Genomic DNA, 24,030 nt, shown 5'->3' on the forward strand with positions numbered 1-24,030 from the left:
CCGATTTGTGTCGCACCCTTGCACGCGACCTGGACGGCCGAGGCGGGAAAGATCGTGCCGGCCGGCAACAGGCTTCAGGAGGCTGTATCGGCGCATTGTCCTCCCGCAGCAGCAGGCGATAACCCGGTGCCGCTGCCACCCGCGCCACTGATCAGACACAATGCCAACGCGTCCCAGCCAAGTGCTCGTGGTCGGTGTCTGGTCCACACCCGGTCAGCGGACGACGTGATCGGCCCAAGCCGCCGGCAGCGCCTGACTCGAGACATCGGCGATTTCTCGTAACCGTTGCTGTGGAATTCCCAAGCGGCTCAGTTGGATCAGCCCTTGTGCTACGACCACGATGTTGGCGCTGTGCGCCGAGAGGGAGGCCTCGTCGACGTTGCCGTTGTCGAGACGGGCAGCCTGGTGTAGTAGTTCGGCGACGCTCTGCTCCATTGCCGTGGTGGTTCGTGTGCTGATGGTGACGACTTCGGGGATCCGGGTGCCGAGTTGGGCGATGCTGTTGATCATCAGGCATCCGCGCCGATCCGGCTGCGCGGCACAGTCATCGATGGTCGCTTGAAAAAGTGCGCGCACGGCGGCGCGCGCCGAGCCGGGCACGGACATGATGGCATCGCGAACGAACTGGACGCGGCGCACGCAGTAACGTTCGAACGCTGCCAGGAACAAACCGCTTCGGGGTCGCCAGGGATATGCTGCATGCCGGGCACAGCGTCACCGAGGCCGCGATGGCGGCCGGTTACGGCAGCGGCGAGGCGTTGCGCCGCGCGTTCGTAGCCCGGCTCGGCATCTCCCCGCGCAAGTACCAGCAGCGTTTCCGGTCCACCGGATCGGCTGCCGTATTCGAACCGTCGATCGAGGCAGCCGTGTCCTGATCGGGGGTTTACGCGGCCTGTGGCGAGGGGCGCGGCGAGGGTTGCTCGATGGAAACTGGATGCGCCCAGCGCCATCCAGATCGATCCGAGAGATCGAGAAAGGAACTCGATGCCCCCCGCGGCAACCATTGTTCTCGTACACGGCGCCTTCGCCGATGCCTCCAGCTGGCAGGCAGCGCTGCGGACGGTCGTCGAGATCGACGCGCCGCACCTGGTCATGCAAACCCATCCCGACGAGGTCGCCACCGTCGTCAGCGAGGCCATCGACGAACTGGCCTGAGTCTTCGAATCCGCAACGCTCCAACACATTCTCTCCCTATACGAAGGAACGACAATGACAGGAAATCCGTTGAACATCTCGCTCGAGCAGGCAGCACAGGAGTTCGTCGACGCGACCTCGCAGCCCCCTTTCCTCTACCAGTTGCCTCCGGACGAGGGCCGCAAAGCGGTGGACTCGGTGCAGGACTCGCCGATCTACAAGCCCGAAATCGATGAAGAGTGGATCACCGTCGACGGCGGACCGACCGGGTCGGTACGGGCCCGGATCGTCAGGCCGCAGGGCGTCACCGAACCCCTGCCCGTGATCGTCTACACGCATGGCGCCGGTTGGGTGTTCGGCGACGCGCACACCCACGACCGCCTGGTGCGTGACCTCGCCGTCGGCGTGCACGCGGCCGTCGTGTTCCCCGAATACGACCGCTCGCCGGACGTGCGATACCCCGTCGCGAACGAGCAGTCCTACCGTGTCGCCCAATGGATCACCACCCATGGCGCCAAGAAGGCACTCGACCCGTCCCGGATCGCGATCGCGGGCGACTCGGTCGGCGGTAACATGGCCATCGCGCTGACCCTCATGGCCAAGGAGCGCGGCGACATCGCCTTCGCGCAGCAGGTGCTGTTCTACCCGGTCACCGACGCCAACTTCGACACCGGCTCGTACCAGCAGTTCGCCGAAGGGTACTTCCTGACCCGCGAGGGCATGCAATGGTTCTGGGATCAGTACACCACCAGCGAGGAAGACCGCGCGCAGATCACCGTGTCGCCGCTGCGCGCCACCACCGAACAACTCGCGGGACTTCCGCCGGCGCTGGTCATCACCGCCGAAGCCGATGTGCTGCGTGACGAGGGTGAAGCCTTCGCGAGCAAGCTACGTGCCGCGGGCGTCCCCGTGATCCAGGCGCGCTATGGGGGCATCATCCACGACTTCGTCATGGTCAACTCGATGCACGATACCCACGCCGCCAAAGCCGCTGTCGCCCAAGCTGTCGCGGTGCTGCGGACCGCCTTGCACATGGCATGACCCGAGCGCTGCCTATGTCGGGTCGGTCCTCGACAGCATCGAGGGCCCTTGTGTCCTCGTCGGGCACTCCTACGGCGGCAGCGTCATCACCGTCGCCGCAGCGGCGAAAGAGAACGTGACCGCGCTCGTCTACATCGCCGCGTTCATCCCCGCCGAGGGCGAAAGTGCGTGGCAACTGACCGAGAAGTACCCCGGGTCCACGCTCGGGCCGACCATCCGTCCGGTGCAGTACCCGCTACCCGATCCTGGTACGGGCACCGAACTCTATATCCGGCAAGAAGAATTCCCCGCACAATTCGCCGCCGATGTCCCCGCCGAGACCGCCGAGCTGATGGCCGCGACCCAACGGCCGGTCGCCCTCGCCGCACTACAGGAACCGGCGACCGCGGCAGCGTGGCGGACCATCCCCGCGTTCGCCCTACTCACCACCGAGGACAAGAACATCCCGATCCAGGCACAACGGTTCATGGCAGACCGCGCGGACGCCCACACCATCGAAATCGCGGCCTCACACGCAGTCGCGGTCTCCACTCCGAACGCTGTCGCTGACCTCATCACATCAGCGGCGAAGGAATAGACAACCCCTCCTTTCGTGTCAGGATGGCGTGATGAGCACCGCGGCAGGTCCGATCAGCGAGGAAACAGTGAAGCTGTTCATGGATTATGGACAGTTCTGCATCGATGGCGGTTTGGGAAATCCCGATGAGGAAATCGATCTCCTCGACCGTGCGCTGGCGGCGCATCCCTTTGCATCGGACGGTTTGGCCATGGTGGTGCTCAGCCCGCACCAGAACAACTTCCGGATGCTGATAACGGTGCAGGTGTGGGGTGCCCGGCCGCCGTGGGATCGGAACGAGTGGCAGCAGGTGTGCGAGGCGCGGCTGCGCGTTGGCCCCGAGGAGACCCTGTATCTGTCCTCACCCACCGACGGTGCGGCGGACTGTCCCGTTCCGGAGGGCGAATACCTGATCGAGGTCAGTGGCCGCGGATTCATCAACTACGGCTGGCCCGGATCGACCAAGCCCGGCGATGTGTGGCGGATCCGACTCTGGCCGGATGACGGCAGTGAACCACTGCAGGCCGTGCAGTGGAGCATGCCCGGATACGGTGTGCCGGAGGATGTTCCGATTGCCGAACGCTCCGTTTCGGCGGAAACCGAAGAGTGCGAATGGGTCACGGTCATCGACGAGGACGGTCCTCGTCACCTGCACATTTCCGAGTTCCGGGAGCAGGCCGCTGCGGCCGAGCGACAGCGCTGGGGCGGAGATCCGATACCTGAACTGCGGGATTGTTCCGGCGCCGAGGAGCTGTCCGGGTACGACCGTGCCCTCGCCGAGGCGATCGCCGCGATGGGCGAGCAGGATCTGCGGCGTCTGGCGCGCTGGTCCGCGACCCAGGCATGCGAGAAGGCCTCGATTGCCGAAAGACCGTGGGTACAAGCGGCTTTGACCGCCCTGCAGGAAGGCCGACCGCTACCACCACCCTTCGACGACATGGAGGCCGCCTCCGCCCGACTGCACGACGAGGACTTCGGGCCGGTGGACGAGGGCGGAACCGAGCTTGTCGCATCCCTCGTCCGAGCCCATCCTCGCGAGTCGGCGCCGAATCCCTTCGACCTGGGTCCGATTCACCGGGCATCATTCGCTCTGCCCACGATCGTCGACGCCGCCGAACCCGAGGCCAGGGACGCCGCGATGACGACCCTGTATGCGACGGCGCTGGTCTTCGGCCCGGAGGTCGATGTTCTCCTGGCAGCGATACGAACCGAGTTCGGTCTCCCACCTCGGTGATCAATCGACTGGGCACTGGCCGAGTTCGGGGCGACGAGTGCGACATTCCGTGCATTCACGATCAGCGGCATCTACGGAGGTCCAAGCCGGCGCCGCCGGCCTGGCTGCTGCGAACTACAGGCTGAAAGCGATCGAGCGCAGGATCAGCGCAACGACGAAGACCACGGTGAACGCGAGATCGATCGACAGACCGCCTGCTCGCACCGGTCGCAGCACCCGCCGAACCGGCGCGATCACCGGCTCTGTGCAGGCATGAATGAACGGACGGGCCCGGTTCACCCACTGGGGAGGTGTCGCCAGCACCTCCACCCAATCCAGCACCAGCCGCGCGATCAGCAGCAATACGAACGCGGTCAAGAGGTACCCGAGTAGGGTTCCGATGAGGCTCACGACGAGCTCCTTCGTGATGGTCGCGCTGGACGTCTTACCAGTATCAACGCGAACGACCAGACCGAAAGTGTCGCCTTCGCGGGGTTCTCAGCCGACTATCAGGTCGGGCCGGTCCCGGGACCGAGGGCATGCCCGGAATCGCACAGAAGCTCAGCTGAGCGTGCGTGCCGCACCCCTGTTCCGTTGGAGCGGCCTCGGCAGATACCCTCCAGGGGGCGGCACGACCCGACGAGCCGACCGGGCCTATTGCGCGGCGATCTGCCGTTTCGGCAGCTTCCAACCCGGCCGCGGAAAGTGGCAGGTGTAGCCGTCGGGGTAGCGCTGCAGGTAGTCCTGGTGCTCCGGCTCGGCCTCCCAGAACTCGCTCGCCGGGGTCACCTCGGTGACCACCTTGCCAGGCCACAGGCCGGAGTCCTCGACGTCGACGATGGTGGCCAGCGCGACACGCTTCTGATCGTCATCGAGATAGAAGATCGCCGAACGATAGCTGGTACCGATGTCGTTGCCCTGACGGTCCTTCGTTGTCGGATCGTGGATCTGGAAGAAGAGTTCCAGCAGCGCCCGGTAGTCCGTCCCCGCTGGGTCATAGACGATCTCCACGGCCTCCGCATGGCCAAGGTGATTGCGATACGTGGGGTGGTCGTTGCGCCCGCCGGTGTAGCCGACCCGCGTCGACAGCACCCCCGGCTGCTTACGAATCAAGTCCTGCATGCCCCAGAAGCATCCGCCGGCCAGAATCGCCCTCTGCGTGTCGGTCACGCCTCCTCCTTCGTGAAGAGAGTCCTGTACTGCCCATAACCTTCCGCCTCGAGGTCATCGAGGCCGATGAACCGCAGCGCCGCCGAATTGATGCAGTACCGCAGGCCGCCCGCCGCACGGGGCCCGTCGGTGAACACATGCCCGAGATGACTGTCACCGTGCGCCGAACGCACCTCGGTGCGGACCATCAGATGACCGAGGTCCCGCTTCTCGACCACATTTCCAGCATCGATCGGCCTGGTGAAACTCGGCCACCCTGTGCCACTGTCGAATTTGTCGACCGAGGCGAACAACGGCTCACCGGACACCACATCCACATAGATACCCTGCTCGTGATTGTCCCAGTACTCGCCCGTGAACGGCCGCTCGGTCCCGTTCTCCTGGGTGACGTGGTACTGCTCAGGCGACAGTGCAGCGCACGCCGCGGGATTCCGGTTGTATTCCTGTGCCACATGACCTCCTCATACAGGCCCCCCGTACAACCCGCGCTCCGGCTCGAAAAGTCCCTACTCAGCCAGGCGTCATACTTCGGTCACCGATCACTCGGACCGGCCGCGTTATAGCGGCATAAGCGGATATTCGACGCCGCGAATCGGCGCGCGCTGTCCTCGTTGGAAATTTTGCCGCCGGTGCCACTAGCGTGAGGACGCGAATCTGGAGCCGATCGCTGGGAGTGAGCGTGTCGTTGTCGACGATCACGAAAGTGATAGTGCCGTCCTCGGCACGGACTGCGCCAGTGCCGCGCACTATTCCACCCGTCGCATTCTGGACGATCCTCGTGCTGGGCACGGCCGCCGGTGGGTACTACGTCAAGCAGGTCCTCGACCTGCCGCAGGTGATGATGCACCTCAAGGATCTCAGCGTGTATCAGATCGCCGGGAATCGTATGGCCGACGGCATTTCCATCTATGACACCCCGCTGCTGGGCAACACTCGCGGTGTCTGGGAATTCGTGTACACGCCGTTCGCCGCGCTGCTGTTCCTGCCACTGAGTGAACTCCAAGGCGACCTGTACACCTTTGTCGGCGCATTCGGCAACTTCGCGATGCTGACCGCCTCGGGCTGGGCGGCCTTGACGATCCTCGGCTACCGGCGGGATACGCGGCTGGCACTGGCGGGCCTGCCGATCGCCGGTCTGCTGCTGTGGTGCGAGCCGGTGCGGCAAACCATGGCTTTCGGGCAGATCAATATCTTCCTGCTGCTACTCGTACTGGCAGACATGACGCTGCCCGACTCTTCCCGGTGGAAGGGCGTGCTGACCGGGATCGCCGCCGGAATCAAACTGACCCCCGCCTTCTTCGTCATCTACCTTCTCGTCACCGGTCGGTACCGGGCCGCCGCCACGGCGATCGGTGCGTTCGCCGCGACCATACTTATCGGCTTCGCGGCCGCTCCCAAGGATTCACTGACATTCTGGAGCGGCGCGTTCGTGGACCCTACTCGCGTCGGCGTTCCGGAGAACCCGTCGAACGAGTCACTGCGTGGCATGTTCGCGCGGACCGTCGGGGTAGACGGCAGTCACCAATTGCTCTGGCTGGCAGGCGCGGTCGCCGTCGCTACGGCTTGCCTGTTCCTGGCGCGACGTCTTTCACTGACCGGACACGAACTACCCGCGGTGGTGCTGTGCGGACTCACCACCACCGCGGTGTCACCGTACAGTTGGGTGCATCATTGGGTCTGGCTCGCGCCACTACTGATCTACCTGACCGACCTGGCATTGCGCCGCCGCGGTTTCGTCCCCGCGATCGGACTGGCGGCGTCGGTCGTCGTCACATCGGGTGGCGTGCTGATCTTCTTCGGCTCCACGGTGGGCACCGTCCTCGACTACGACTCGCACAGCAACCTCGAGGTGTTCTACCGCAACGCCTATATCTGGCTGACGCTCGCGCTGTTCGGGGCCGCCGCCGTGCACCTGCGGCGCTCCCCGGAACGGACACGCGGCGTCCCCGCGCTCCCGAGCATCGACATAAGCGTGCGTAGGCTCTCAGCGGCCATTGCCGGACGCTGGGCCCAGCGCTCGAACCAACGTTCTCTCAACGGAACCTCGCCGCTGTCGACGAAGAATCCACGCTGAGGTCCGAACCGGTTCTGCCAGAGCAAATTGTCGGCCTGGATCCACAATTCCGTAGCGCCGGGGGTCGAAGCAGGCGCACTGAGCGACGAGATGTCATCCAGCGTGGGGATGGGGCCGCTCGATCGTGTTCCGAGCCCGTGCCCATACCTCCTCCTCCTCGAACTGGGGGGCCTGCCATGAGTCGGCGGCGACACCGACACGCCCGCGCCACGTCCGAATGATGTCGGTGTGCACCGGCCATCGCACGAAACGCCGCATATCCTGCTCGGTTTCCCACACCGAGATCGAGCCGCCGCGTGACTCGGAGGGTCGACCCCACAGCCACAGGCCGACGGCGCCGTGCATCACCGGCCAGGTCCGGCCCAGCTCCATCCCGATCTTGTAGATGAGCTGAACGTCCTCCTCGGAGGTGGCCAGGAAGTCCGTCACGCTGACGAACACCGATCCGGAGAGGCCTTGGCGGGGACCGGCTTTCCACGGCGTGAGCACAGTGCCCTCCGAAAACGGCTGGGCGCTCGTCATGCCTTCACTCGTCTGTTCGAAGGAATTCGGCCGAATGAAAATATCGTAAGCATAAGTAGATAGTATACATTTGCTTATTAGTTGTCGAGGCAGGCATCCATACCGTGGGCTCTCGTCGCAGAGCCCGGTACGCCGAGAGACGGCTGTCGAGGAAGAAGCGAGTTCGCGGCGGGATCCGACGTGCACCCGGTCGCCTGCCGACGACAGGCAGACGTTCCGCGATCCGAGACGGGCGCCTGGAAGGATTCGGTGCATGAGTGTCACTGGGGATGATGTCCGCGCCTATGCCTTGTCGTTGCCGGAGACATCTGAGGAGTTCACATGGGGAATGCCGACTTTCCGTGTCGCGCGCAGGCTGTTTCTCACGCTCCCGGAAGCCGAAACCTCGATGGCGGTCCGTTGTCCTATCGTCGACCGCGACGAACTGGTCGTCGCCGAGCCGAGCAAGTTCTGGGTCGCCGCCCATGAAGCCGGCAACGCGTGGGTCCGAGTGCGCCTCGCTGCTCTCGACGACCGAAACGAGCTGGAAGCCATCGTTCTGGACTCATGGCGGCAGGCCGCACCCCGCCAGCTACTCGACGACGCCGGGTGACAAGGCTGCCGGTTGGTAGCGGGCTCGGCTTCACATCCACGCCGCGGCACGCATCTGGGCATGTGCGCATATCGGAAACGATGTCAGGCCATGGAAAGTAACGCTGGTCTGAAACACTGTTACCCATGCGAACAACGGCGAAGGTCAATGACGGCCAACTAGTGAGCTATATCGACTACGGCGGCACCGGGCCCGCGGTGCTGCTCCTGCACAGCTTCCTGATGGACGCCGACATGTTCGCCCCACAGGTGGAGTCGCTCGGCGACACGTTCCGGCTGATCGCGATGGACGAGCGCGGCCACGGCGGCACTCCGGCCGACCGCCCGTTCACCTACTGGGATGTGGCCCGCGACGCGCTCGGCCTGCTCGACGCGCTCGAGGTGCCCCGGTGCGCCGTGGTGGGCACGAGCCAGGGCGGGTTCATCGCCATGCGGATGGCGCTACTGGCGCCCGACCGCGTGGCCGCGCTCGCGCTGCTCGGCACCTCGGCCACCGCGGAGAATCCGGAGGTGGCCGCCGGCTACCGGCAGCTGGCCGCCGCCTGGCGGGAGCATGGTCCGACCCAGGAACTGCTCGACCTCAACGCTACGATCTGCCTGGGCCAGTACGATTCGACCGAGTGGCAGGCCAAGTGGCGGAGGCTGTCCGGAGAACACTTCGACCGCGTACTCACCCCACTGGTCGAGCGGGACGGCGTGCTCGACCGCGCGCCGGAGATCCGCTGCCCTGCCCTGGTCCTGCACGGCTCGACCGACGCCGCCTACCCGGTCGACCGGGCCCGCGAGCTGGCCGAGGCGCTGCCGAACGCCGAGTCGCCGGTGATCGTCGACGGCGGCGCGCACTTCCTGAGCCTCACCGACGCCGGCGCCGTCAACCCACACCTGCGGGCATTTCTCGGCAGGTCGGGGCTCGCATAGCGTCGTGCACTAGCCGAAATCCATCCTCGCTATCCGTGTACACCGCCCCGCCCCAGCGGCGGGGCGAAACCGACACGAGTGGCGGTCGGTGTGAACGGACCCGCTGACGCCGCGAGCGGCGGGAGAATCGGCCCGCGAGCCGGCCGGGTCAGTACCCGCCGGGCAGCGCCGCGATCATGTCCCGTGTGACCGCGACGGCATTGTCGGAACTGCCCCCTTTGACCAACAGCGTCGCGAACGCGATGTCACCGCGGTAGCCGACGAACCACGAATGCGACCCACCCTCGACCTCGGCCTCACCGGTCTTGCCGTACACCTCGCCCTGATCCGCGATTCGCTCGGCCGTGCCACCGGTGACCACCAGGCGCATCATCGCGCGCAGCCCGTCGACCGCCTCAGGTGCGAGAGCAGGGCGGTCACCGTCGATCTCGGTGGGACGCCCCGCGATCAGGTAGGGCACCGGCGCGGAGCCGTGTGCGACGGTCGCCGCCATCAGCGCCATGCCGAATGGGCTGACCACCACCCGGCCTTGGCCGATGCCGTCCTCGGTCCGCTGGATCAGGCCGTCGGCAACTGGGACCGAGCCGGATACCGTAGGCAGTCCGACGACCGAATAGCGAGGCCCCACACCGAGTTTCGCGGCGGTATCGTGCAGCGCAGAGCCAGGGAGCTCGCTGGCGAGCTTGGCGAACGAGGTGTTGCAGGAGCGTTCGTAGGCTCTGGCCATCGGGACGTCACCGTCGGTGAACAGGTTGTAGTTGGGGATGGTCCGCTCGCCGATGATGATCCGGCTCGGGCACGGCAGCACCGTGGCCGGGGTGGCGAGGCCGTTCGATATCGCGGCGGCCGCGGTCACCGTCTTGAACACCGAACCGGGCGGGTATTGGCCGATCGTCGCGATCGGGCCTTCCCGGTCGGCGGCCTTGTTCTGCGCGACCGCCAGAATCGCGCCGGTGGACGGGCGCAGCACCACCATCATGGTCTGCTCGGTGTGCGGTTCCACGGCCCGCTGCGCGGCATTCTGCACGTTACGGTCGATGCTCAGCGAGAATGACGGCGCGGGTTGAGCGGGCACCTCGGTGAGCACGTCGGTGTCGACGCCGTTGGCGTTCATGGTGACCACGCTCCACCCTGCCTTGCCGTCCACCTCCGCGATTACCGTTTTCCGCACCTGGGCGAGCAGGTCGGGTGCGAAATCACGGTCGATGGCGACCAGGTCCCACTGCTGGGTCAGCGTGACACCGGGCAGCCCGATGAGATCCTTGCCCACCTGGTCGGATTCGTTCTCATTGAGCAGAGCGACGGTATAGGCGCCGGTGCCGGCCTTCGCCGCGGCGAGGATCGACCCGGGCGTCAGCGACTTGTCGAAGCGGTTCAGCGCGGCAGCCAAGGAAGTGGCCACCGCGGCGGCGTCGGTGGTCTCCGCCATGGTGAAGGCCACCCGGGACACTTTGCCGGGAACCAGTACGTCGCTGCCGGACTGCTCGTTGACCCTGGCACGGGGCGCCGGAGTGGACCGCAACGCCAAGGTTTGGGTGGCGCCGAGTTTGGGATGGATATCGGCGGAGGTCCAGCGGACCATCCAGCGTCCGTCGCTGCGGCCCATCTGCAACTGCCCGGAGTATTTCCAGGTCCGGTTCTTGGGCAGCCGCCACTCGTAGGTGTAGTCGACGGTGGCCGTGTCACCGCTCACGCGCGCCGGACCGGTGTGCGCGGTCAGCTGTTCGGCCTGAAGCTTCTCCCACGCGGAACGCAGTGCGCCGCTTGCCTTTTCCGGAAGATTGGTGAACTCGGCCGCGGCGTCCACATCACGCCCGGCGAAGGCCGCGACGAATGCGTCGGCAGCGGGGACGGGCCCTTGCGATTCGCTCGCGCAACCGACCGCGGCGACCGCAAGCGCGACGACGGTGAGCGAGACGAACATCCGAGTCGACATCGGCACCGATGGTAATCGCCATGGGCGGGCACATGTCTGCGGCGCTCTGGAATTCGGACGGGCGAACGTCACCGGGCTCAGTCGACCAGGATGGTGGCGAAGGTCGCGATCTGCCGGAAACCGACCCGGCTGTAGGCGCGGCGAGCGATCTCGTTGTAGTCGTTCACGTACAGACTCGCGGTGCGGCCGGAGGCGACCACCGCGTTCGCGATCGACGCGGTGCCCGTGGTGCCACAGCCCTTCCCGCGATGCTCCGGATGCACCCAGACCCCTTGGATCTGGCCGGTGCGCCGGGACAGCGAGCCGACTTCGGCCTTGAAGACGACTTCGCCGTCCTCGAAGCGCGCCCACGCTCGGCCGGATTCGATCAGGCTCTGAATCCGCCGCCGGTAGCCGCGGCCGCCGTCGCCCGCTCTGGGATCGACACCGACCTCCTCGATGAACATCGCGATCGCGGCCGAGAGGTAGCGGTCGAGTTCGTCGGGACGCACCCGGCGGACCTCCGAATCGGGCGTGACCAGCGGAGGCTGAGCGAGGGCGAGCAGCGGCTGTTCCCCGCGCAGCTCGCGTTCCGGACCCCAGCGGTCGGCCAGCATCTCCCACAGCGGCAGTGCCAGCTCCCTGCGTCCTACCACCGAGGAACATATCCGGGGCCAGCGGATCGCCCGGTCGGCGAACGCACGCAGCGCGTCACGGTCGCCGAGCAGCGGCACCAGGTTCGCACCCGAGAAGCACAGCGATTCCGAGGGACCTCCACGGCTCCACAGTTCGCCTTGGCCACAACGGGTGTCCAGGCCGAACTCCTGTAGCCGGGCGGCGACCATGCAGGAAGCCACCGGATCGGCATCCAGCACACGCAAGACCTGTGCCAGGTCTCGTTTCGCGAGCTGGCGCGCAGGGGCGTATTTGGCCCTACGCGTCGGCTCCAGCAGACTCCGCACGATGACAGCCTGCCACGATCCGCCGTGATGCGGTATGACTATGTCGTAGGCCCAGGTAGGCGGGGTTCAGCTGACGGTGACGACCGGTTCGCCAGTGGCCCCGTCCTCGCCCAACTCCTCGGCGATACGCATCGCTTCTTCGATGAGGGTCTCGACGATCTTCGCCTCCGGGACGGTCTTGATGACCTGCCCCTTGACGAAGATCTGGCCCTTGCCGTTGCCGGACGCCACGCCGAGGTCGGCCTCACGCGCCTCACCCGGTCCGTTCACGACGCAGCCCATGACGGCCACCCGCAGCGGCACCTCCATGCCCTCCAAGCCGGCGGTCACCTCGTTGGCCAGCGTGTACACGTCGACCTGCGCACGCCCACAGGACGGACACGACACAATCTCCAGCTTGCGCGGACGTAGATTCAGCGACTGCAGGATCTGCCCGCCGACCTTGACCTCCTCGGCAGGCGGCGCCGACAACGACACTCGGATCGTGTCGCCGATCCCCTCCGACAGCAGGGCGCCGAACGCTACCGCCGACTTGATCGTTCCTTGGAACGCCGGACCCGCTTCGGTGACGCCCAAGTGCAGCGGGTAGTCGGACTTGGCGGCCAGCTGCCGGTAGGCCTCGACCATGATCACCGGGTCGTTGTGCTTGACCGAGATCTTGATGTCGCCGAACCCGTGCTCTTCGAACAGGCTCGCCTCCCACAGCGCCGACTCCACCAGCGCCTCCGGCGTCGCCTTGCCGTACTTCTCCAGCATCCGCTTGTCCAGCGAACCGGCGTTCACACCGATGCGAATAGGAATCCCCGCCGCGCCCGCCGCCTTGGCGACCTCTTTGACCCGGCCGTCGAACTCCTTGATGTTGCCGGGGTTCACGCGCACCGCGGCACACCCGGCGTCGATCGCCGAGAAGATGTAGCGCGGCTGGAAATGAATGTCGGCGATTACCGGAATCTGGGACTTCCGCGCGATCGTCGCCAGCGCGTCCGCGTCCTCCTGACGCGGGCAGGCCACTCGCACGATGTCGCACCCCGACGCGGTCAACTCCGCGATCTGCTGCAGAGTCGCATTCACATCATGCGTCTTGGTCGTGGTCATCGACTGCACTGAGATCGGGTGATCGCTGCCCACTCCGACATTGCCTACCATCAGCTGGCGAGTCCTACGCCGGGGAGCGAGAACGGCCGCGGGTGCGGTCGGCATACCCAATCCGATTGTGCTGGTCACCTTCGGCTGCCTACTTTCGTACGTTCTATTCCGGGCCGTCCGTCTATCGAGCTTAGTCGTGCGACCGACGGCCACCTTGTGACGCCTGTGACAACGTGCTGTCCCCGACGCCCGCGACAGGCTACCTCCTGTGGGCCAACTCAGGGGAACAAGCGAATGGGATTGACGATGTCGGCCACCAAGGTGAGAACCATGTAGGCGCCGCCGATCACCACGGCGACGTAAGTCACCGGCAGTAACTTCAGGTAGTCCACCGGTGCGCCGGGCGCGAGTCCCTTCCAGCCGCGGATGATGTTGCGAATCTTCTCGTAGAGCACCACGGCGATGTGCCCGCCGTCGAGTGGAAGCAGCGGGAGAATGTTGAACGCACCGAGAAAAAAGTTCAAGCTGGCCAGCACCAGAATGAACACGCCCCACAGCCCACGCTCCGCGGTCTCGCCGCCTATTTTGCTGGCGCCGTACACGCTGACCGGGGTCTCGGGGTCGCGCTCGCCTCCGGTCACCGCCGTCCACAGCGCCGACACCTTCTCCGGCATCTGGGCCAGCGACTGGAACGTGCGGACGAACATCTCGCCGGTGAACCCGCTCGCCGCCGGAATCGCGGCGAAGAGGTTGTACTTGACCGGCTCGTAGTACTCCGAGCCGACGCCGACCGCGCCGACCTCGCGGCCCGCGCCGCCGCCCTCCGGGTAGCGCATGACCCGCTCCGGGGTGACCGGAATGGTGAGCGTCCGGCCGTCGCGTTCGACAAGGTAGGTGAAGGGACCGTTCTGCTTCTGGGTTTCGGCCTGGAACTCCTTCCAGGTGTCCACCTTGACGCCGTTGACTTCCTTGACGACGTCGCCACGCTGCAATCCGGCGCGCTGCGCCGGACCGGTGCCGGTACACGTCTGGGTCGAACCATCCGGATTCTGCTGCGGTACGCAGCTCATGGTGCCCAGTGCAGTGGCGGGCGGCTGTTGCAAGCTCGGCAGCCCCCAGCCGACCGCGAGCACGACCACCAGGAGGAAGCCGAGCACGAAATTCATCGCGATGCCGCCGGACATGACCACGAGCCGCTTCCACGTGGCTTGGCGGTACATGGCGCGGTCGAGTTCTTCGGGGCGCAGTTCGTCGAGGGCTGTCATGCCGACGATGTCGCAGAAGCCGCCGAGCGGAAGCGCCTTGAGTCCGTACTCGGTCTCTCCGCGCCGGAACGAGAACACCTTCGGCCCGAAGCCGATGAAGTACCTCCGCACCTTCATGCCCGTCGCCTGGGCGGTCCACATGTGCCCACATTCGTGCAGTGCGATCGATAGCGTGATGCCGAGCGCGAACAGCACGAATCCCAACGCGAACACCATTTGCTCTACAGCCCTCCTGCGTTTGCGCAGCTCGAATATCCCGCACGCACGCGTCCGCTCCTGGCCGCGAGCACCCTCAACACCCTAACCGGACAGCGGCCGACCCTGCGTGTCCAGTGTGCCAGGACGCGGTCGCCGCGCGAGTCCGATTCGTCTCCACTACCCCACCCGCGCCGACTCCGAGTGCTTCAGGCCCGTACGCGGGCGGCGGCGAATTCGCGCGCCCACGTGTCGGCGGCGATGACCTCGTCGAGCGAGTTCGGCTCGGGACGCCACTGCTCGGCCGCCTCGACCGCGGCCGCCACGGTTCGCACGATGTCGGGGAAGCGGATCGCTCCATCGAGGAACGCCTGCACTGCGACCTCGTTCGCGGCGTTGTACACCGCGGTCACGCTGCCGCCCGCCTGCCCGGCCCGGCGGGCCAGCTCCACAGCTGGGAAGACCTCGTTGTCGACCGGCTCGAAGGTCCAAGTGGCGGCGGTGCCGAAGTCGCACGCCGCCGCGGCGCCGGGCACCCGGTCCGGCCAGGCGAGGGCCAGCGCGATGGGCAGTTTCATGTCCGGCGGGCTGGCTTGGGCCAGCGTGGAGCCGTCGGTGAAGGTGACCATCGAGTGCACGATCGACTGCGGGTGCACGGTGACGTCGATGCGGTCATAGGCGATGCCGAACAGCAGGTGCGTCTCGATCAGCTCGAGTCCTTTGTTCACCAGCGAGGCGGAGTTCAGCGTGTTCATCAATCCCATCGACCAGGTCGGATGCGCTTTGGCCGCAGCGGGATCGACCGATTCCAGCATCTGCGTGGTCCAGCCGCGGAAAGGGCCGCCGGAGGCCGTGAGCACCAGCCGGTCGACCTCTTCGGCGCGACCGCCGCGCAGGCACTGCGCCAGCGCGGAATGCTCCGAGTCGACCGGAACGATCTGGCCGGGGGCCGCGGCGCGAGTGACCAGGGAACCGCCCGCGACCAGCGATTCCTTGTTGGCCAGCGCGAGTCGGGTGCCCGACTGCAGGGTGGCCAGGGTCGGCTCCAGACCAAGCGAGCCGACCAGGGCGTTGAGCACGACGTCGGCCTCGGTACGACGCACCAGCTCGGTCACCGCGCCAGGCCCGCCCAGAGGCAGGTCCAGACGCTGGGCGGCGGTCGGATCGGCGACGGCGACATTGCGGGTCCCGGTAGCGGCGATCTGGGCGGCGAGCAGCCCGGTGTTGCCGCCACGCGCGGCCAGGCCGACCACCTCGAAACGGTCAGGATTGGCGGCGATCACTTCGAGCGCTTGGGTACCGATGGAGCCGGTACTGCCCAGGACCAGAACTCTCACGATGTCGGACACGCCTTCATTCTGTCCTACCGCCCGGAACACGTTCCGCAGGCGCGGGCCGGCCGACAACGACACACCGTCGTATGCCACGATATGCGGCAGTAGCTCATCGAGTGTGTACCGGAACAGCGGTACCCGAACCAGCTAAGGAGCGATCGTGGCCGCCACGGAACTCGAACACGCCGACACCGAGCGCGGCATCGTCACTCACGTGGACACCGCCGAAGTACCCTCCGCCGCCTGGGGCTGGAGCGGCGAGTCGCGTCGCACCTTCCGCGTCGCGGGCTGGATCGTCGCGCTGATCCTGCTCGCCATGCTGGTCGGCAACCACAAGGGCAGGATCGAGGATGTGTTCCTCGTCGGCTTCGCCGTCCTGATCGCGGGAATCCTGATTCGCGACTCGCTGCTGCGGCGTAAGCCGCGCTAGTTCGGCGATACGAAAATTCTTCTCGCACAATTCCATTCGTCCTGTGCCGACGGCTACGTCGGGTACCGTGTCGTCCGAGGTCCGCGCCCAGCCTGGGCACGGACCTCGGTTTCTGTTCCCACGACACCGAGGACGCAATGACCAAGACCTTCTCCGCCACCCTGCTCGCCGCAAGCGCAATCGGCTCCCTGCTGCTCCTGCCCGCAGGCCCCGCGCATGCCCAGTCCGCAGCGTGCAGCGCGGCCACTGACGTTATCAACGCGGCTATCGCCGAGTCCGGGGGGAACCTGGACCCGGCCGTGCAGCAGTCCCTGACCGCCAAGCTCGCGGCCATCGACGCCACAGGCGCGGACAAGGACGCCATCGACGCTTACGCTCACGCGCTCACCGACGAAAACGTCACCGACATGGACGCGGCGACCGCCGAGTTCAACCGGACCTGCGGGAGCTGATCGCCGGTCGGCGCGAACCCGTCGGCCGGGTTCGCGCCCTCGCGGTCCAGCCCTGCCGCACGCGAAGGGGATTCACACGTTCTGAACCGAATCCGGCGACCGACGCTCCGTAGGCCCGGCTCGGTCGAGGCGTTTGACACATCCGGTCCTGTCGGCCAAAGGTAGTGGCGCAAACCGCGCGGCGACGCGCAATCGCGTCCGGCCAGGGGCGCGTGCAGAAATGAGCGCGACGCGGTGCGGAACTCCCTCAACGGTTCCGGCGTCGACCACCGGCCGGGCCGAGCGACTGACCGACTAACGCCCGCGTCGCCGGGCGGGCTTCTTTTGGGCGGGGCTTTGCCGGCCGCCGGTCCGCTTCGCCGGGGACTTCTTCAGCGGTTCGGTGTTCTTCGCACGAGCCGGAGCGCGCGAGCTGCGCTCGGATCGGCCGCGGACGACACCGACGAATTCCTCGACCAGGTCGGTCGTGCGGTCGGCGGGCCAGACCAGCGCGATCTCCGTGTCCGGGACACCGGTCATCGTCCGGTAGACGAGATCGCGGCGATGGTGCAGGCGGGCAAGCGAATGCGGCACGATGGCTGCCCCGCCCGCCGCGGCGACGAGTTCCAGCGCGCCGCCCACCACGTCGACGTCCGCGGTGTCCTGGAGGCGTTCATCCGCGAGGTCGGCCATGCTCACCTCGTCGAACACCGAGAGCGGATGGTCCTTCCGCACCACGACAACCGGCACCTCCCGGTAGAGCGGAATGGCGCTCATACCTGAGCGATCGATCGGCAGACGGACGAAGCATATGTCGACGCGGCCATCGCGCACTGCGGCCTCCTGGTCGGCCTGCGGAAGCGCGACAATCTCGAGCGGAACATCCGGAAACCGCTCACCCCAGATCCGGCTCCACTTGGACACGGTGACCCCGGGGACGAAGCCCACCCGCAGGGCAGCCTTGACCTGAGGCGTGTCGTCGCCCGCCGACTCGGCCCGCGCGATGATCTCCCGCGCTCGCTCCAGCAACTCCCGTCCGTCGTCGGTCAGCTGGGTCGGCTGCACGCCGGGCACGAAAAGCTTTGTCCCGAACTCGTTTTCCAAGTCGATCACCGTGTGACTCAGCTTCTGGCGCGAGATGTTCAGCGCCTTCGCCGCCCGCGCGAAGTGCAGTTCCTCCGCGACAGCGACGAACCAGCGCAGGCGCACGACATCGATCGACTCGAACCAGCTCATTCATGGAAGCGTATGCCACTACGTGGTCGGAACCGTTCGTGCGCCGGATCCGCGGCTGCCTCAAACCTTCGCTCGACCCAGCGCAGGGCTGCGGTCGGACTTCGCCCGGCGGCGCCCTTTAAGCTGTCCCAGTGAGCCCGGACAAGAAACCGCAGACGATGAAGCCGCTCACGGCGGCGAACAAGCTCGGCATCTACCTTCCGGCCGCGCCCGAGGAGTTCCGCAACGCGTCGATTTCCCGCGCCCGGCTCGACGAACTGCGCAACGACCCGCCTGAGTGGCTCACCGAACTGCGCCGCACCGGCCCGTTCCCCCGCGATGTCGTAGCCCGCAAGCTCGGCGTCTCTCACGCAGGCCTTTCCCGCGCCCAGGTCTCCGACGCGCTGACCGCCGACGAGATCGGTGCCCTCCTCGCCGACCCGCCGGAGTGGTTGATCCGCGAACGCGAGAACTACGCTGCCGTCCGCGCCGAGAACGAGCGCGTCAAGGCGAAAGAAGCCGAACGCCGCGCCGCCACCAATCGCCCGGCGAAGAACCGCGGATAGCGCATCTGCTCGCGGCGAGCGACGCGTGGGCTTCCCGCGCCGGATGCCGTGCGATGTCCGTCAAGGCAGGACCGCCGCGGACGATCGGCGAGGTGACTCGCGCTGAGCGCAAGCGGCAAGCCGTTCAGCGAGGGGCGAGGAAGGCACTGCGGACACAGTGTGAGCAATTGCTGGGCGTGGTGCGGTTACCCTTCGGCGGCCAATTGCCCGCAGGCGGCCGCGATCTCCTGGCCGCGAGTATCGCGAACCGTGCACGGAACGCCCTTGGCGTTCACACGGCGGACGAACTCCTGCTCGACCGGCTTGGGGCTGGCGTCCCACTTGCTGCCCGGGGTCGGATTCAGCGGAATGACGTTGACGTGCACCCTGGAACCAAGCGCCTTGTGCAGCTTCTCGCCGAGCATGTCCGCGCGCCACGGATGATCGTTGATGTCGCGGATAAGCGCGTACTCGACCGAGATGCGGCGCCCGGTCTTGTCGGCGTAGTAGCGGGCCGCGTCCAGAACCTCGCCGACCGGCCAGCGATTGTTCACCGGGACGAGAGTGTCGCGCAGTTCGTCGTCGGGGGTGTGCAGGGAGACCGCCAGAGTGACCGACAGCCCCTCATCGGCCAGCTTGCGGATGGCCGGAGCCAACCCGACGGTGGAGACCACCACGTTGCGTTGGGAGATGCCGAGACCGTCGGGAGCGGGGGAGGTAATCCGGCGCACCGCGGCGACCACACGCTTGTAGTTGGCCAGCGGTTCCCCCATACCCATGAAGACGATGTTGGAGAGTCGGCCGGGGCCGCCCGACACTTCCCCGTCCCGCAGGGCAGCCGCCGCGGCCCGCACCTGGTCGACGATCTCGGCGGTGGACAGGTTCCGGTTCAGCCCGCCCTGTCCGGTAGCGCAGAACGGGCAGGCCATGCCGCAACCCGCTTGGCTGGAGATGCACAGCGTCGCGCGGTCGGGATAGCGCATGAGCACGCTCTCCAGCAGCGTGCCATCACCCGCACGCCACAGCGTCTTCCGAGTCTCGCCGCCATCACACGCCACGTGCTTGACCACGCTCAGCAGCGGAGGGAACAGCGCCGCGCCGACCTTGTCCCGCACAGCGGCGGGAAGATCGGTCATCTGGTCCGGATCGGCCTGCAACCGCGCGAAGTACTGGCGGGCGATCTGATCGGCACGGAACTTCGGCAGGCCCAGCTCCTCGACGGCCGCGCGCCTGCCCTCTGCATCGAGGTCGGCGAGGTGCCTCGGCGGCATGCCACGGCGCGGAGCATCGAACACAAGGGGCAAGGAGACGGTCATAATCGGTCCATTCTCCCATCCGTGCGAACTGGCCGCGCACTCCCCCGCACTCGCCCTTGCCCCACGTGCCCGATTCGTTGGGAAAATGCGTGCGAGCATGATAGCGGTCAGCAATGATCGACATATGTCCACCCATGCCGAACACACACCGGACCCGGACCCGGACTTCTCGCACAACCGCCCCGTCGTGCCGCCGGTCGCTGCTGAATCCGCTCCCCGGGCCACGACGAAGTCGCTGTCCTCCCGCACCGGCCACACCTGGACCGGTCTGATCGCGGGCGCGCTGATCCTGGTAATTCTGCTGATCTTCATCCTGCAGAACCTCGAGACGGTCGAGGTGAGCCTGTTCTTCTGGCACTTCTCGCTCCCGCTCGGCGTCGCGGTGCTGCTGTCGGTGATCGGTGGAGCGCTGGTGATGGCGCTGGTCGGCGGCGCGCGCATCCTGCAGTTGCGGCGCGTCGCCAAGAAAGCCTGACGAGACTCAGAGCAGGGTGGAAAGCACCAGCCAGGAGACGAACGCCGAGGGCAGCATGGAATCGAGGCGGTCCATGATGCCGCCGTGGCCTGGCAGCAAGGTGCCCATGTCCTTGATGCCGAGTTCGCGCTTGATCTGCGATTCGATGAGATCGCCGCAGGTGGCCACGATGACCAGGCCGACACCAAGGACAACGCCGATCATGGAATTGGCTTCCAGCAGCAGCGTCACCGTAAGTAGGCCGCCGATCACGCTGAACACCAGCGAGCCGCAGAAACCCTCCCACGACTTCTTCGGGCTGATCGAGGGCACCATCGGGTGCCTGCCGAACAGCACACCGGCCACGTAGCCGCCGACGTCGGAGCAAACCACCAGAATCATGAAGGTCAGCACCCGCAGGTTACCGTTCGGCTCGAGCAGCAGCAGCGTGGCGAACGAGGCGAGCAGCGGAATCCAGGCCAGCGTGAAGACGGTAATAGCAGTGTCGCGCAAGAAGTTTCGCGGCGCGGTGTGCAGGCCGTGGTCGAACAGACGCCACACCATGCAGATCAGCGTGGTGGCGGCGAAGGCGCCCGCGACACCGCTCGCACCGTACGGCCAGCCGAGCCAGAACACCGCCTGGCCGCCGAGGATGAGCGGAATCCGCGGGACCAGCACGTCGGCCTCACGCAGCCGCTTGGCTACCTCCCAGGTCGCCACGCCGACACTGACCGCAGCAACGCCGATGAATACCTTCGGCACAAACAGCAGGATCACGATCAGCGAGAGCCCGAGGCCGAAACCGACGGCCAGCGCGGCGGGCAGATTACGGCCCGCGCGTGAACCGCTCGGCACCGGCTGGGCGGAGGACTGGGGAGCGGAGGCCGGGACGCCGGTATCGGGCACCGCGGCGTTGACCAGCGATTCGGACGCGCCGGCATTGCTCGCATGCTCCTGTCTGGCATCGGCTGTACCGTTCACCGACGTCGGCTCCTCAGCCGCACCGGTCGCGGCGGCGTTCTCGGCCACGATTGTCCCGTCGCTCAACTCGTCGTTCCGTTCATCCCCGCCTGGGCGGGCCCTCGGCTGTTTTCAACTGGCGGCATTCCCGGTGCCCTTCGTGGTTACGCAAGCTACCGCCTCCAGGCCCTGCGCTCACGCCGCCGTGTTCAATTGGCGGCATTCCCGGTGCCCTTCGTGGTTACGCAAGCTACCGCCTCCGGGCCCTGCGCTCACGCCGCCGCTAGCGTCAGACCTCGAGTAGTTCGGCTTCCTTGTGCTTGACCAGTTCATCGATCTGGCCGACATACTTCGCGGTGGTCTTGTCGAGTTCCTTTTCGGCACGTCCGACCTCGTCCTCGCCCGCTTCGCCATCTTTCTGGATGCGCGACAGTTCATCCATCGTCTTGCGGCGGACATTGCGGATGGCGACCTTGGCGTCCTCCCCCTTGCCCCTGGCCTGCTTGGCCAGCTCGCGGCGGCGCTCCTCGGTCAGCTGCGGCACCGAGATCCGAATGATGTCACCGTTGTTGGTGGGATTGACACCCAGATCCGAATTGCGGATCGCGGTCTCGATGGCGCCTAGCTGTGCCTGCTCGTACGGCTTGATCACGACCATGCGCGGCTCCGGCACCGTGATGCTGGACATCTGGGTGATCGGGGTAGGCGACCCGTAGTAGTCGATGACGACCCGGGAGAACATGCCCGGATTCGCCCGACCGGTGCGAATAATTCCGAGATCATCCTTCGCGACCGAGACGGCCTTCTCCATCTTCTCCTCGGCGTCGAAGAGCGCTTCTTCAATCACGACCGTTTCCTCCACAGCGTCGTCATCCGCGGTCAGCGGTGTCAGGACCGAACCAACGTGCCGATCTTCGCACCGGCGACCGCGCGGGCGATATTGCCCTTGGTCAACAAATTGAACACCAGAATCGGCATCTGGTTGTCCATACACAAGCTGAAGGCAGTGGCGTCCGCGACTTTGAGGTCGCGCTCGATGACCTCCTTATGGGTGATCTCGGAATACATCGTCGCGGTCTCGTCGACCCGCGGATCCGCGGTGAACACGCCATCGACCGCCTTGGCCATCAGGACCACATCCGCGCCGATCTCCAAGGCGCGCTGCGCGGCGGTGGTGTCGGTAGAGAAGTACGGCATCCCCATGCCCGCGCCGAAGATGACCACACGCCCCTTCTCCAGGTGCCGCTTGGCGCGCAGCGGGAGATAGGGCTCGGCGACCTGCCCCATGGTGATCGCGGTCTGTACTCGGGTGTCGATGCCCTGCTTCTGCAGAAAGTCTTGCAGCGCAAGGCTGTTCATCACGGTCCCGAGCATTCCCATGTAGTCCGAGCGAGCGCGCTCCATGCCGCGCTCCTCGAGCTCAGCGCCGCGGAAGAAGTTCCCGCCGCCGATCACCACGGCCACCTGGACACCGGTGGCGACCACCTCGGCGATCTGTTCGGCGACCGTCTGCACGACGTCCGGGTCGAGCCCGACCTTGCCGCCGCCGAACATCTCCCCACCCAGTTTGAGGAGCACCCGGCGATATCCTGGGCGATCGGTCCCCGGGTCCGTCATCGGTCAGAGTCTCCTTCGGCGGTGGATTGTCGTTCTTCCGGCGAGTTGTGCTCATGGCAGGCGTTCGTGGCCTAGGCAACGCAGAGCGGCACCCATCCTGCCTTATCCAGTTCGGGCGGCAGCAGAAGGCCCCCCGTCAACCGGTGTTCGTTCGGTCGACGGGGGGCCTGCCCGTTGTAGGTGTGGCGGAGTTAGTTCGCGCCGACCTCGAAGCGGGCGAAGCGGGTCACGGTGACACCGGCCTCATCCAGCAGCGCCTTGACCGTCTTCTTCGAATCGGTGACCGACGGCTGCTCCAGCAACACGACGTCCTTGAAGAAACCGTTGACGCGCCCCTCGGTGATCTTCGCCAGGGCGGCCTCTGGTTTACCTTCCTCGCGAGCGGTCTGCTCGGCAATGCGGCGCTCGTTCTCCACGATGTCGGCCGGAACCTCGTCGCGGGTCACGTACTTGGCCTTGAGCGCGGCGACCTGCATGGCGGCGGCGCGAGCGGCATCGGCCGCGGCATCGCCCTCACCGGTGTACTCGACCAGCACGCCGACGGCGGGCGGCAGATCCGAAGCACGCTTGTGCAGGTAGGTGGCGACCGGGCCGTCCAGCGAGATCACGCGGCGCAGCTCGAGCTTCTCGCCGATCTTCGCGGCGAGAGCTTGCACAGCCTCGTCAACGGTCTTGCCATCCAGGTCCAGCGCCTTCAGCGACTCCAGGTCGGCGGGCTTTGCGGACGCGGCCACCGCCACGACCTGCTCGGCCAGCTGCTGGAACTCCGCGTTCTTCGCGACGAAGTCGGTCTCGGAGTTGATCTCGACCATGACGCCGTCCTTGGCGACGACGAGGCCTTCGGCAGTGGTGCGCTCGGCACGCTTGCCGACATCCTTCGCGCCCTTGATACGCAGCAGCTCGACGGCCTTGTCGAAGTCACCGTCGGTCTCGGCCAGCGCGTTCTTGCAGTCCATCATGCCGGAGCCGGTCAGCTCCCGGAGCCGCTTCACATCGGCAGCGGTGTAGTTCGCCATTCTAGGCGAGCCTCCTTTGGAGAAGTGTGAGTACTGGGCAGCGGTGATCACGATGGCACTCGCTCGTGAT

28 protein-coding genes are annotated in these 24,030 nt (G+C 66.4%); 12 read left to right on the top strand and 16 right to left on the bottom strand.

Annotation, left to right across the window (positions count from 1 at the left end):
- Positions 1–213: 213 nt before the first annotated feature.
- Positions 214–606: a hypothetical protein gene (locus tag AB0H00_RS23660; protein ID WP_357269882.1), complete on the bottom strand. Its 393-nt coding sequence runs from the start codon at positions 604–606 to the stop codon at positions 214–216.
- 50 nt (positions 607–656) lie between these two features.
- On the opposite strand from AB0H00_RS23660, the gene AB0H00_RS23665 reads away from it, so the two are divergent.
- The 5 genes from AB0H00_RS23665 (at position 657) to AB0H00_RS23685 (ending at position 3,965) form a co-directional block, all read left to right on the top strand.
- Complete coding sequence (locus AB0H00_RS23665; protein ID WP_357270043.1) at positions 657–875, top strand: helix-turn-helix domain-containing protein; 219 nt, start codon at positions 657–659, stop codon at positions 873–875.
- 109 nt (positions 876–984) lie between these two features.
- A complete protein-coding gene (locus AB0H00_RS23670; RefSeq protein ID WP_357269885.1) occupies positions 985–1,155 on the top strand; it encodes a hypothetical protein in 171 nt (56 codons plus the stop codon).
- Between the two features lie 54 nt (positions 1,156–1,209).
- A complete protein-coding gene (locus AB0H00_RS23675) occupies positions 1,210–2,175 on the top strand; it encodes an alpha/beta hydrolase (RefSeq protein ID WP_357269888.1) in 966 nt (321 codons plus the stop codon).
- Positions 2,060–2,752 carry an alpha/beta hydrolase gene (locus AB0H00_RS23680; protein ID WP_357269891.1) on the top strand — a complete coding sequence of 231 codons (693 nt, stop codon included), beginning with the start codon at positions 2,060–2,062 and terminating at the stop codon, positions 2,750–2,752. The genes AB0H00_RS23675 and AB0H00_RS23680 overlap by 116 nt, the downstream gene beginning before the upstream one ends.
- A gap of 31 nt (positions 2,753–2,783) precedes the next feature.
- Positions 2,784–3,965: a hypothetical protein gene (locus tag AB0H00_RS23685; protein WP_357269894.1), complete on the top strand. Its 1,182-nt coding sequence runs from the start codon at positions 2,784–2,786 to the stop codon at positions 3,963–3,965.
- Between the two features lie 114 nt (positions 3,966–4,079).
- On the opposite strand, the gene AB0H00_RS23690 is transcribed toward AB0H00_RS23685, so the two are convergent.
- From AB0H00_RS23690 to msrB, 3 genes are all read right to left on the bottom strand, one after another.
- A complete protein-coding gene (locus AB0H00_RS23690; RefSeq protein ID WP_357269897.1) occupies positions 4,080–4,355 on the bottom strand; it encodes a YggT family protein in 276 nt (91 codons plus the stop codon).
- A 243-nt stretch (positions 4,356–4,598) separates the two neighbouring features.
- Positions 4,599–5,114, bottom strand: coding sequence for a peptide-methionine (S)-S-oxide reductase MsrA (msrA, locus tag AB0H00_RS23695; protein WP_357269900.1), 516 nt, complete (start codon positions 5,112–5,114; stop codon positions 4,599–4,601).
- On the bottom strand, positions 5,111–5,566 hold the full coding sequence (gene msrB / locus AB0H00_RS23700) for a peptide-methionine (R)-S-oxide reductase MsrB (protein ID WP_357269903.1): 456 nt from the start codon (positions 5,564–5,566) through the stop codon (positions 5,111–5,113). Before msrB ends, msrA begins: the two co-directional genes overlap by 4 nt.
- A 227-nt stretch (positions 5,567–5,793) precedes the next feature.
- On the opposite strand from msrB, the gene AB0H00_RS23705 reads away from it, so the two are divergent.
- Positions 5,794–7,188 (top strand): glycosyltransferase 87 family protein, encoded by a 1,395-nt coding sequence (locus AB0H00_RS23705; protein ID WP_357269906.1) that lies wholly within the window; start codon positions 5,794–5,796, stop codon positions 7,186–7,188.
- A 93-nt stretch (positions 7,189–7,281) separates the two neighbouring features.
- On the opposite strand, the gene AB0H00_RS23710 is transcribed toward AB0H00_RS23705, so the two are convergent.
- Positions 7,282–7,710: a hypothetical protein gene (locus AB0H00_RS23710; protein WP_357269909.1), complete on the bottom strand. Its 429-nt coding sequence runs from the start codon at positions 7,708–7,710 to the stop codon at positions 7,282–7,284.
- 253 nt (positions 7,711–7,963) lie between these two features.
- Between AB0H00_RS23710 and AB0H00_RS23715 the strand changes: the two genes are divergently transcribed.
- Together AB0H00_RS23715 and AB0H00_RS23720 are read left to right on the top strand one after the other, a co-directional pair.
- A complete protein-coding gene (locus tag AB0H00_RS23715; RefSeq protein ID WP_357269912.1) occupies positions 7,964–8,302 on the top strand; it encodes an MmcQ/YjbR family DNA-binding protein in 339 nt (112 codons plus the stop codon).
- A gap of 125 nt (positions 8,303–8,427) precedes the next feature.
- Positions 8,428–9,219, top strand: coding sequence for an alpha/beta hydrolase (locus AB0H00_RS23720; protein WP_357269915.1), 792 nt, complete (start codon positions 8,428–8,430; stop codon positions 9,217–9,219).
- Between the two features lie 148 nt (positions 9,220–9,367).
- On the opposite strand, the gene AB0H00_RS23725 is transcribed toward AB0H00_RS23720, so the two are convergent.
- From AB0H00_RS23725 to dxr, 5 genes are all read right to left on the bottom strand, one after another.
- Positions 9,368–11,155 (bottom strand): penicillin-binding transpeptidase domain-containing protein, encoded by a 1,788-nt coding sequence (locus AB0H00_RS23725; RefSeq protein WP_357269918.1) that lies wholly within the window; start codon positions 11,153–11,155, stop codon positions 9,368–9,370.
- 77 nt (positions 11,156–11,232) lie between these two features.
- A complete protein-coding gene (locus AB0H00_RS23730; protein WP_357269921.1) occupies positions 11,233–12,096 on the bottom strand; it encodes a GNAT family N-acetyltransferase in 864 nt (287 codons plus the stop codon).
- A gap of 66 nt (positions 12,097–12,162) precedes the next feature.
- Complete coding sequence (gene ispG / locus AB0H00_RS23735; RefSeq protein WP_357269924.1) at positions 12,163–13,320, bottom strand: flavodoxin-dependent (E)-4-hydroxy-3-methylbut-2-enyl-diphosphate synthase; 1,158 nt, start codon at positions 13,318–13,320, stop codon at positions 12,163–12,165.
- 140 nt (positions 13,321–13,460) lie between these two features.
- Positions 13,461–14,663: a M50 family metallopeptidase gene (locus tag AB0H00_RS23740; protein ID WP_357269927.1), complete on the bottom strand. Its 1,203-nt coding sequence runs from the start codon at positions 14,661–14,663 to the stop codon at positions 13,461–13,463.
- Positions 14,664–14,851: 188 nt separating this feature from the next.
- The gene (gene dxr / locus AB0H00_RS23745) at positions 14,852–15,991 is read right to left on the bottom strand and encodes a 1-deoxy-D-xylulose-5-phosphate reductoisomerase (protein ID WP_357269929.1); all 1,140 of its coding nucleotides are present in this window, start codon (positions 15,989–15,991) and stop codon (positions 14,852–14,854) included.
- Between the two features lie 145 nt (positions 15,992–16,136).
- Between dxr and AB0H00_RS23750 the strand changes: the two genes are divergently transcribed.
- Together AB0H00_RS23750 and AB0H00_RS23755 are read left to right on the top strand one after the other, a co-directional pair.
- Complete coding sequence (locus AB0H00_RS23750) at positions 16,137–16,406, top strand: DUF2631 domain-containing protein (RefSeq protein ID WP_357269930.1); 270 nt, start codon at positions 16,137–16,139, stop codon at positions 16,404–16,406.
- A gap of 137 nt (positions 16,407–16,543) precedes the next feature.
- On the top strand, positions 16,544–16,858 hold the full coding sequence (locus tag AB0H00_RS23755; protein WP_357269932.1) for a hypothetical protein: 315 nt from the start codon (positions 16,544–16,546) through the stop codon (positions 16,856–16,858).
- A 294-nt stretch (positions 16,859–17,152) separates the two neighbouring features.
- On the opposite strand, the gene AB0H00_RS23760 is transcribed toward AB0H00_RS23755, so the two are convergent.
- Entirely contained in the window at positions 17,153–18,073 is a 921-nt protein-coding gene (locus AB0H00_RS23760; protein WP_357269934.1) for a LysR substrate-binding domain-containing protein, read from the bottom strand.
- A 131-nt stretch (positions 18,074–18,204) separates the two neighbouring features.
- On the opposite strand from AB0H00_RS23760, the gene AB0H00_RS23765 reads away from it, so the two are divergent.
- Positions 18,205–18,618 (top strand): DUF5997 family protein, encoded by a 414-nt coding sequence (locus AB0H00_RS23765; protein WP_357269937.1) that lies wholly within the window; start codon positions 18,205–18,207, stop codon positions 18,616–18,618.
- Positions 18,619–18,803: 185 nt separating this feature from the next.
- Here the strand turns inward: AB0H00_RS23765 and rlmN are convergent, their stop codons facing one another.
- Positions 18,804–19,913: a 23S rRNA (adenine(2503)-C(2))-methyltransferase RlmN gene (gene rlmN / locus AB0H00_RS23770; protein WP_357269940.1), complete on the bottom strand. Its 1,110-nt coding sequence runs from the start codon at positions 19,911–19,913 to the stop codon at positions 18,804–18,806.
- A 124-nt stretch (positions 19,914–20,037) separates the two neighbouring features.
- Between rlmN and AB0H00_RS23775 the strand changes: the two genes are divergently transcribed.
- Entirely contained in the window at positions 20,038–20,388 is a 351-nt protein-coding gene (locus AB0H00_RS23775) for a lipopolysaccharide assembly protein LapA domain-containing protein (protein WP_357269942.1), read from the top strand.
- A 6-nt stretch (positions 20,389–20,394) separates the two neighbouring features.
- Here AB0H00_RS23775 and AB0H00_RS23780 read toward each other — a convergent pair whose 3' ends face one another.
- The 4 genes from AB0H00_RS23780 to tsf all read right to left on the bottom strand — a co-directional run bounded on the left by AB0H00_RS23780 (position 20,395) and on the right by tsf (position 23,960).
- Positions 20,395–21,222 (bottom strand): phosphatidate cytidylyltransferase, encoded by an 828-nt coding sequence (locus AB0H00_RS23780; protein WP_357270046.1) that lies wholly within the window; start codon positions 21,220–21,222, stop codon positions 20,395–20,397.
- Positions 21,223–21,616: 394 nt separating this feature from the next.
- Positions 21,617–22,174: a ribosome recycling factor gene (frr, locus tag AB0H00_RS23785; protein ID WP_357269944.1), complete on the bottom strand. Its 558-nt coding sequence runs from the start codon at positions 22,172–22,174 to the stop codon at positions 21,617–21,619.
- A 41-nt stretch (positions 22,175–22,215) separates the two neighbouring features.
- A complete protein-coding gene (gene pyrH, locus AB0H00_RS23790; RefSeq protein WP_327119906.1) occupies positions 22,216–22,944 on the bottom strand; it encodes a UMP kinase in 729 nt (242 codons plus the stop codon).
- Positions 22,945–23,135: 191 nt separating this feature from the next.
- Complete coding sequence (gene tsf, locus AB0H00_RS23795) at positions 23,136–23,960, bottom strand: translation elongation factor Ts (protein WP_357269948.1); 825 nt, start codon at positions 23,958–23,960, stop codon at positions 23,136–23,138.
- Positions 23,961–24,030: the final 70 nt, after the last annotated feature.

Origin of the sequence: Nocardia sp. NPDC023852, from assembly GCF_040639505.1 — a bacterium.
In the GTDB taxonomy this organism is placed as follows: domain Bacteria; phylum Actinomycetota; class Actinomycetes; order Mycobacteriales; family Mycobacteriaceae; genus Nocardia.

Coding starts and splice junctions, on each gene's coding strand:
- AB0H00_RS23755 (WP_357269932.1), top strand. CDS start 16,544: ATGACCAAGACCTTCTCCGCCACCCTGCTCGCCGCAAGCGCAATCGGC.
- AB0H00_RS23775 (WP_357269942.1), top strand. CDS start 20,038: ATGTCCACCCATGCCGAACACACACCGGACCCGGACCCGGACTTCTCG.
- AB0H00_RS23670 (WP_357269885.1), top strand. CDS start 985: ATGCCCCCCGCGGCAACCATTGTTCTCGTACACGGCGCCTTCGCCGAT.
- AB0H00_RS23685 (WP_357269894.1), top strand. CDS start 2,784: ATGAGCACCGCGGCAGGTCCGATCAGCGAGGAAACAGTGAAGCTGTTC.
- AB0H00_RS23740 (WP_357269927.1), bottom strand. CDS start 14,663: ATGGTGTTCGCGTTGGGATTCGTGCTGTTCGCGCTCGGCATCACGCTA.
- AB0H00_RS23715 (WP_357269912.1), top strand. CDS start 7,964: ATGAGTGTCACTGGGGATGATGTCCGCGCCTATGCCTTGTCGTTGCCG.
- AB0H00_RS23680 (WP_357269891.1), top strand. CDS start 2,060: ATGGGGGCATCATCCACGACTTCGTCATGGTCAACTCGATGCACGATA.
- AB0H00_RS23725 (WP_357269918.1), bottom strand. CDS start 11,155: ATGTCGACTCGGATGTTCGTCTCGCTCACCGTCGTCGCGCTTGCGGTC.
- AB0H00_RS23660 (WP_357269882.1), bottom strand. CDS start 606: ATGTCCGTGCCCGGCTCGGCGCGCGCCGCCGTGCGCGCACTTTTTCAA.
- AB0H00_RS23710 (WP_357269909.1), bottom strand. CDS start 7,710: ATGACGAGCGCCCAGCCGTTTTCGGAGGGCACTGTGCTCACGCCGTGG.
- AB0H00_RS23675 (WP_357269888.1), top strand. CDS start 1,210: ATGACAGGAAATCCGTTGAACATCTCGCTCGAGCAGGCAGCACAGGAG.
- pyrH (WP_327119906.1), bottom strand. CDS start 22,944: ATGACGGACCCGGGGACCGATCGCCCAGGATATCGCCGGGTGCTCCTC.
- tsf (WP_357269948.1), bottom strand. CDS start 23,960: ATGGCGAACTACACCGCTGCCGATGTGAAGCGGCTCCGGGAGCTGACC.
- rlmN (WP_357269940.1), bottom strand. CDS start 19,913: ATGACCGTCTCCTTGCCCCTTGTGTTCGATGCTCCGCGCCGTGGCATG.
- AB0H00_RS23720 (WP_357269915.1), top strand. CDS start 8,428: ATGCGAACAACGGCGAAGGTCAATGACGGCCAACTAGTGAGCTATATC.
- AB0H00_RS23760 (WP_357269934.1), bottom strand. CDS start 18,073: ATGAGCTGGTTCGAGTCGATCGATGTCGTGCGCCTGCGCTGGTTCGTC.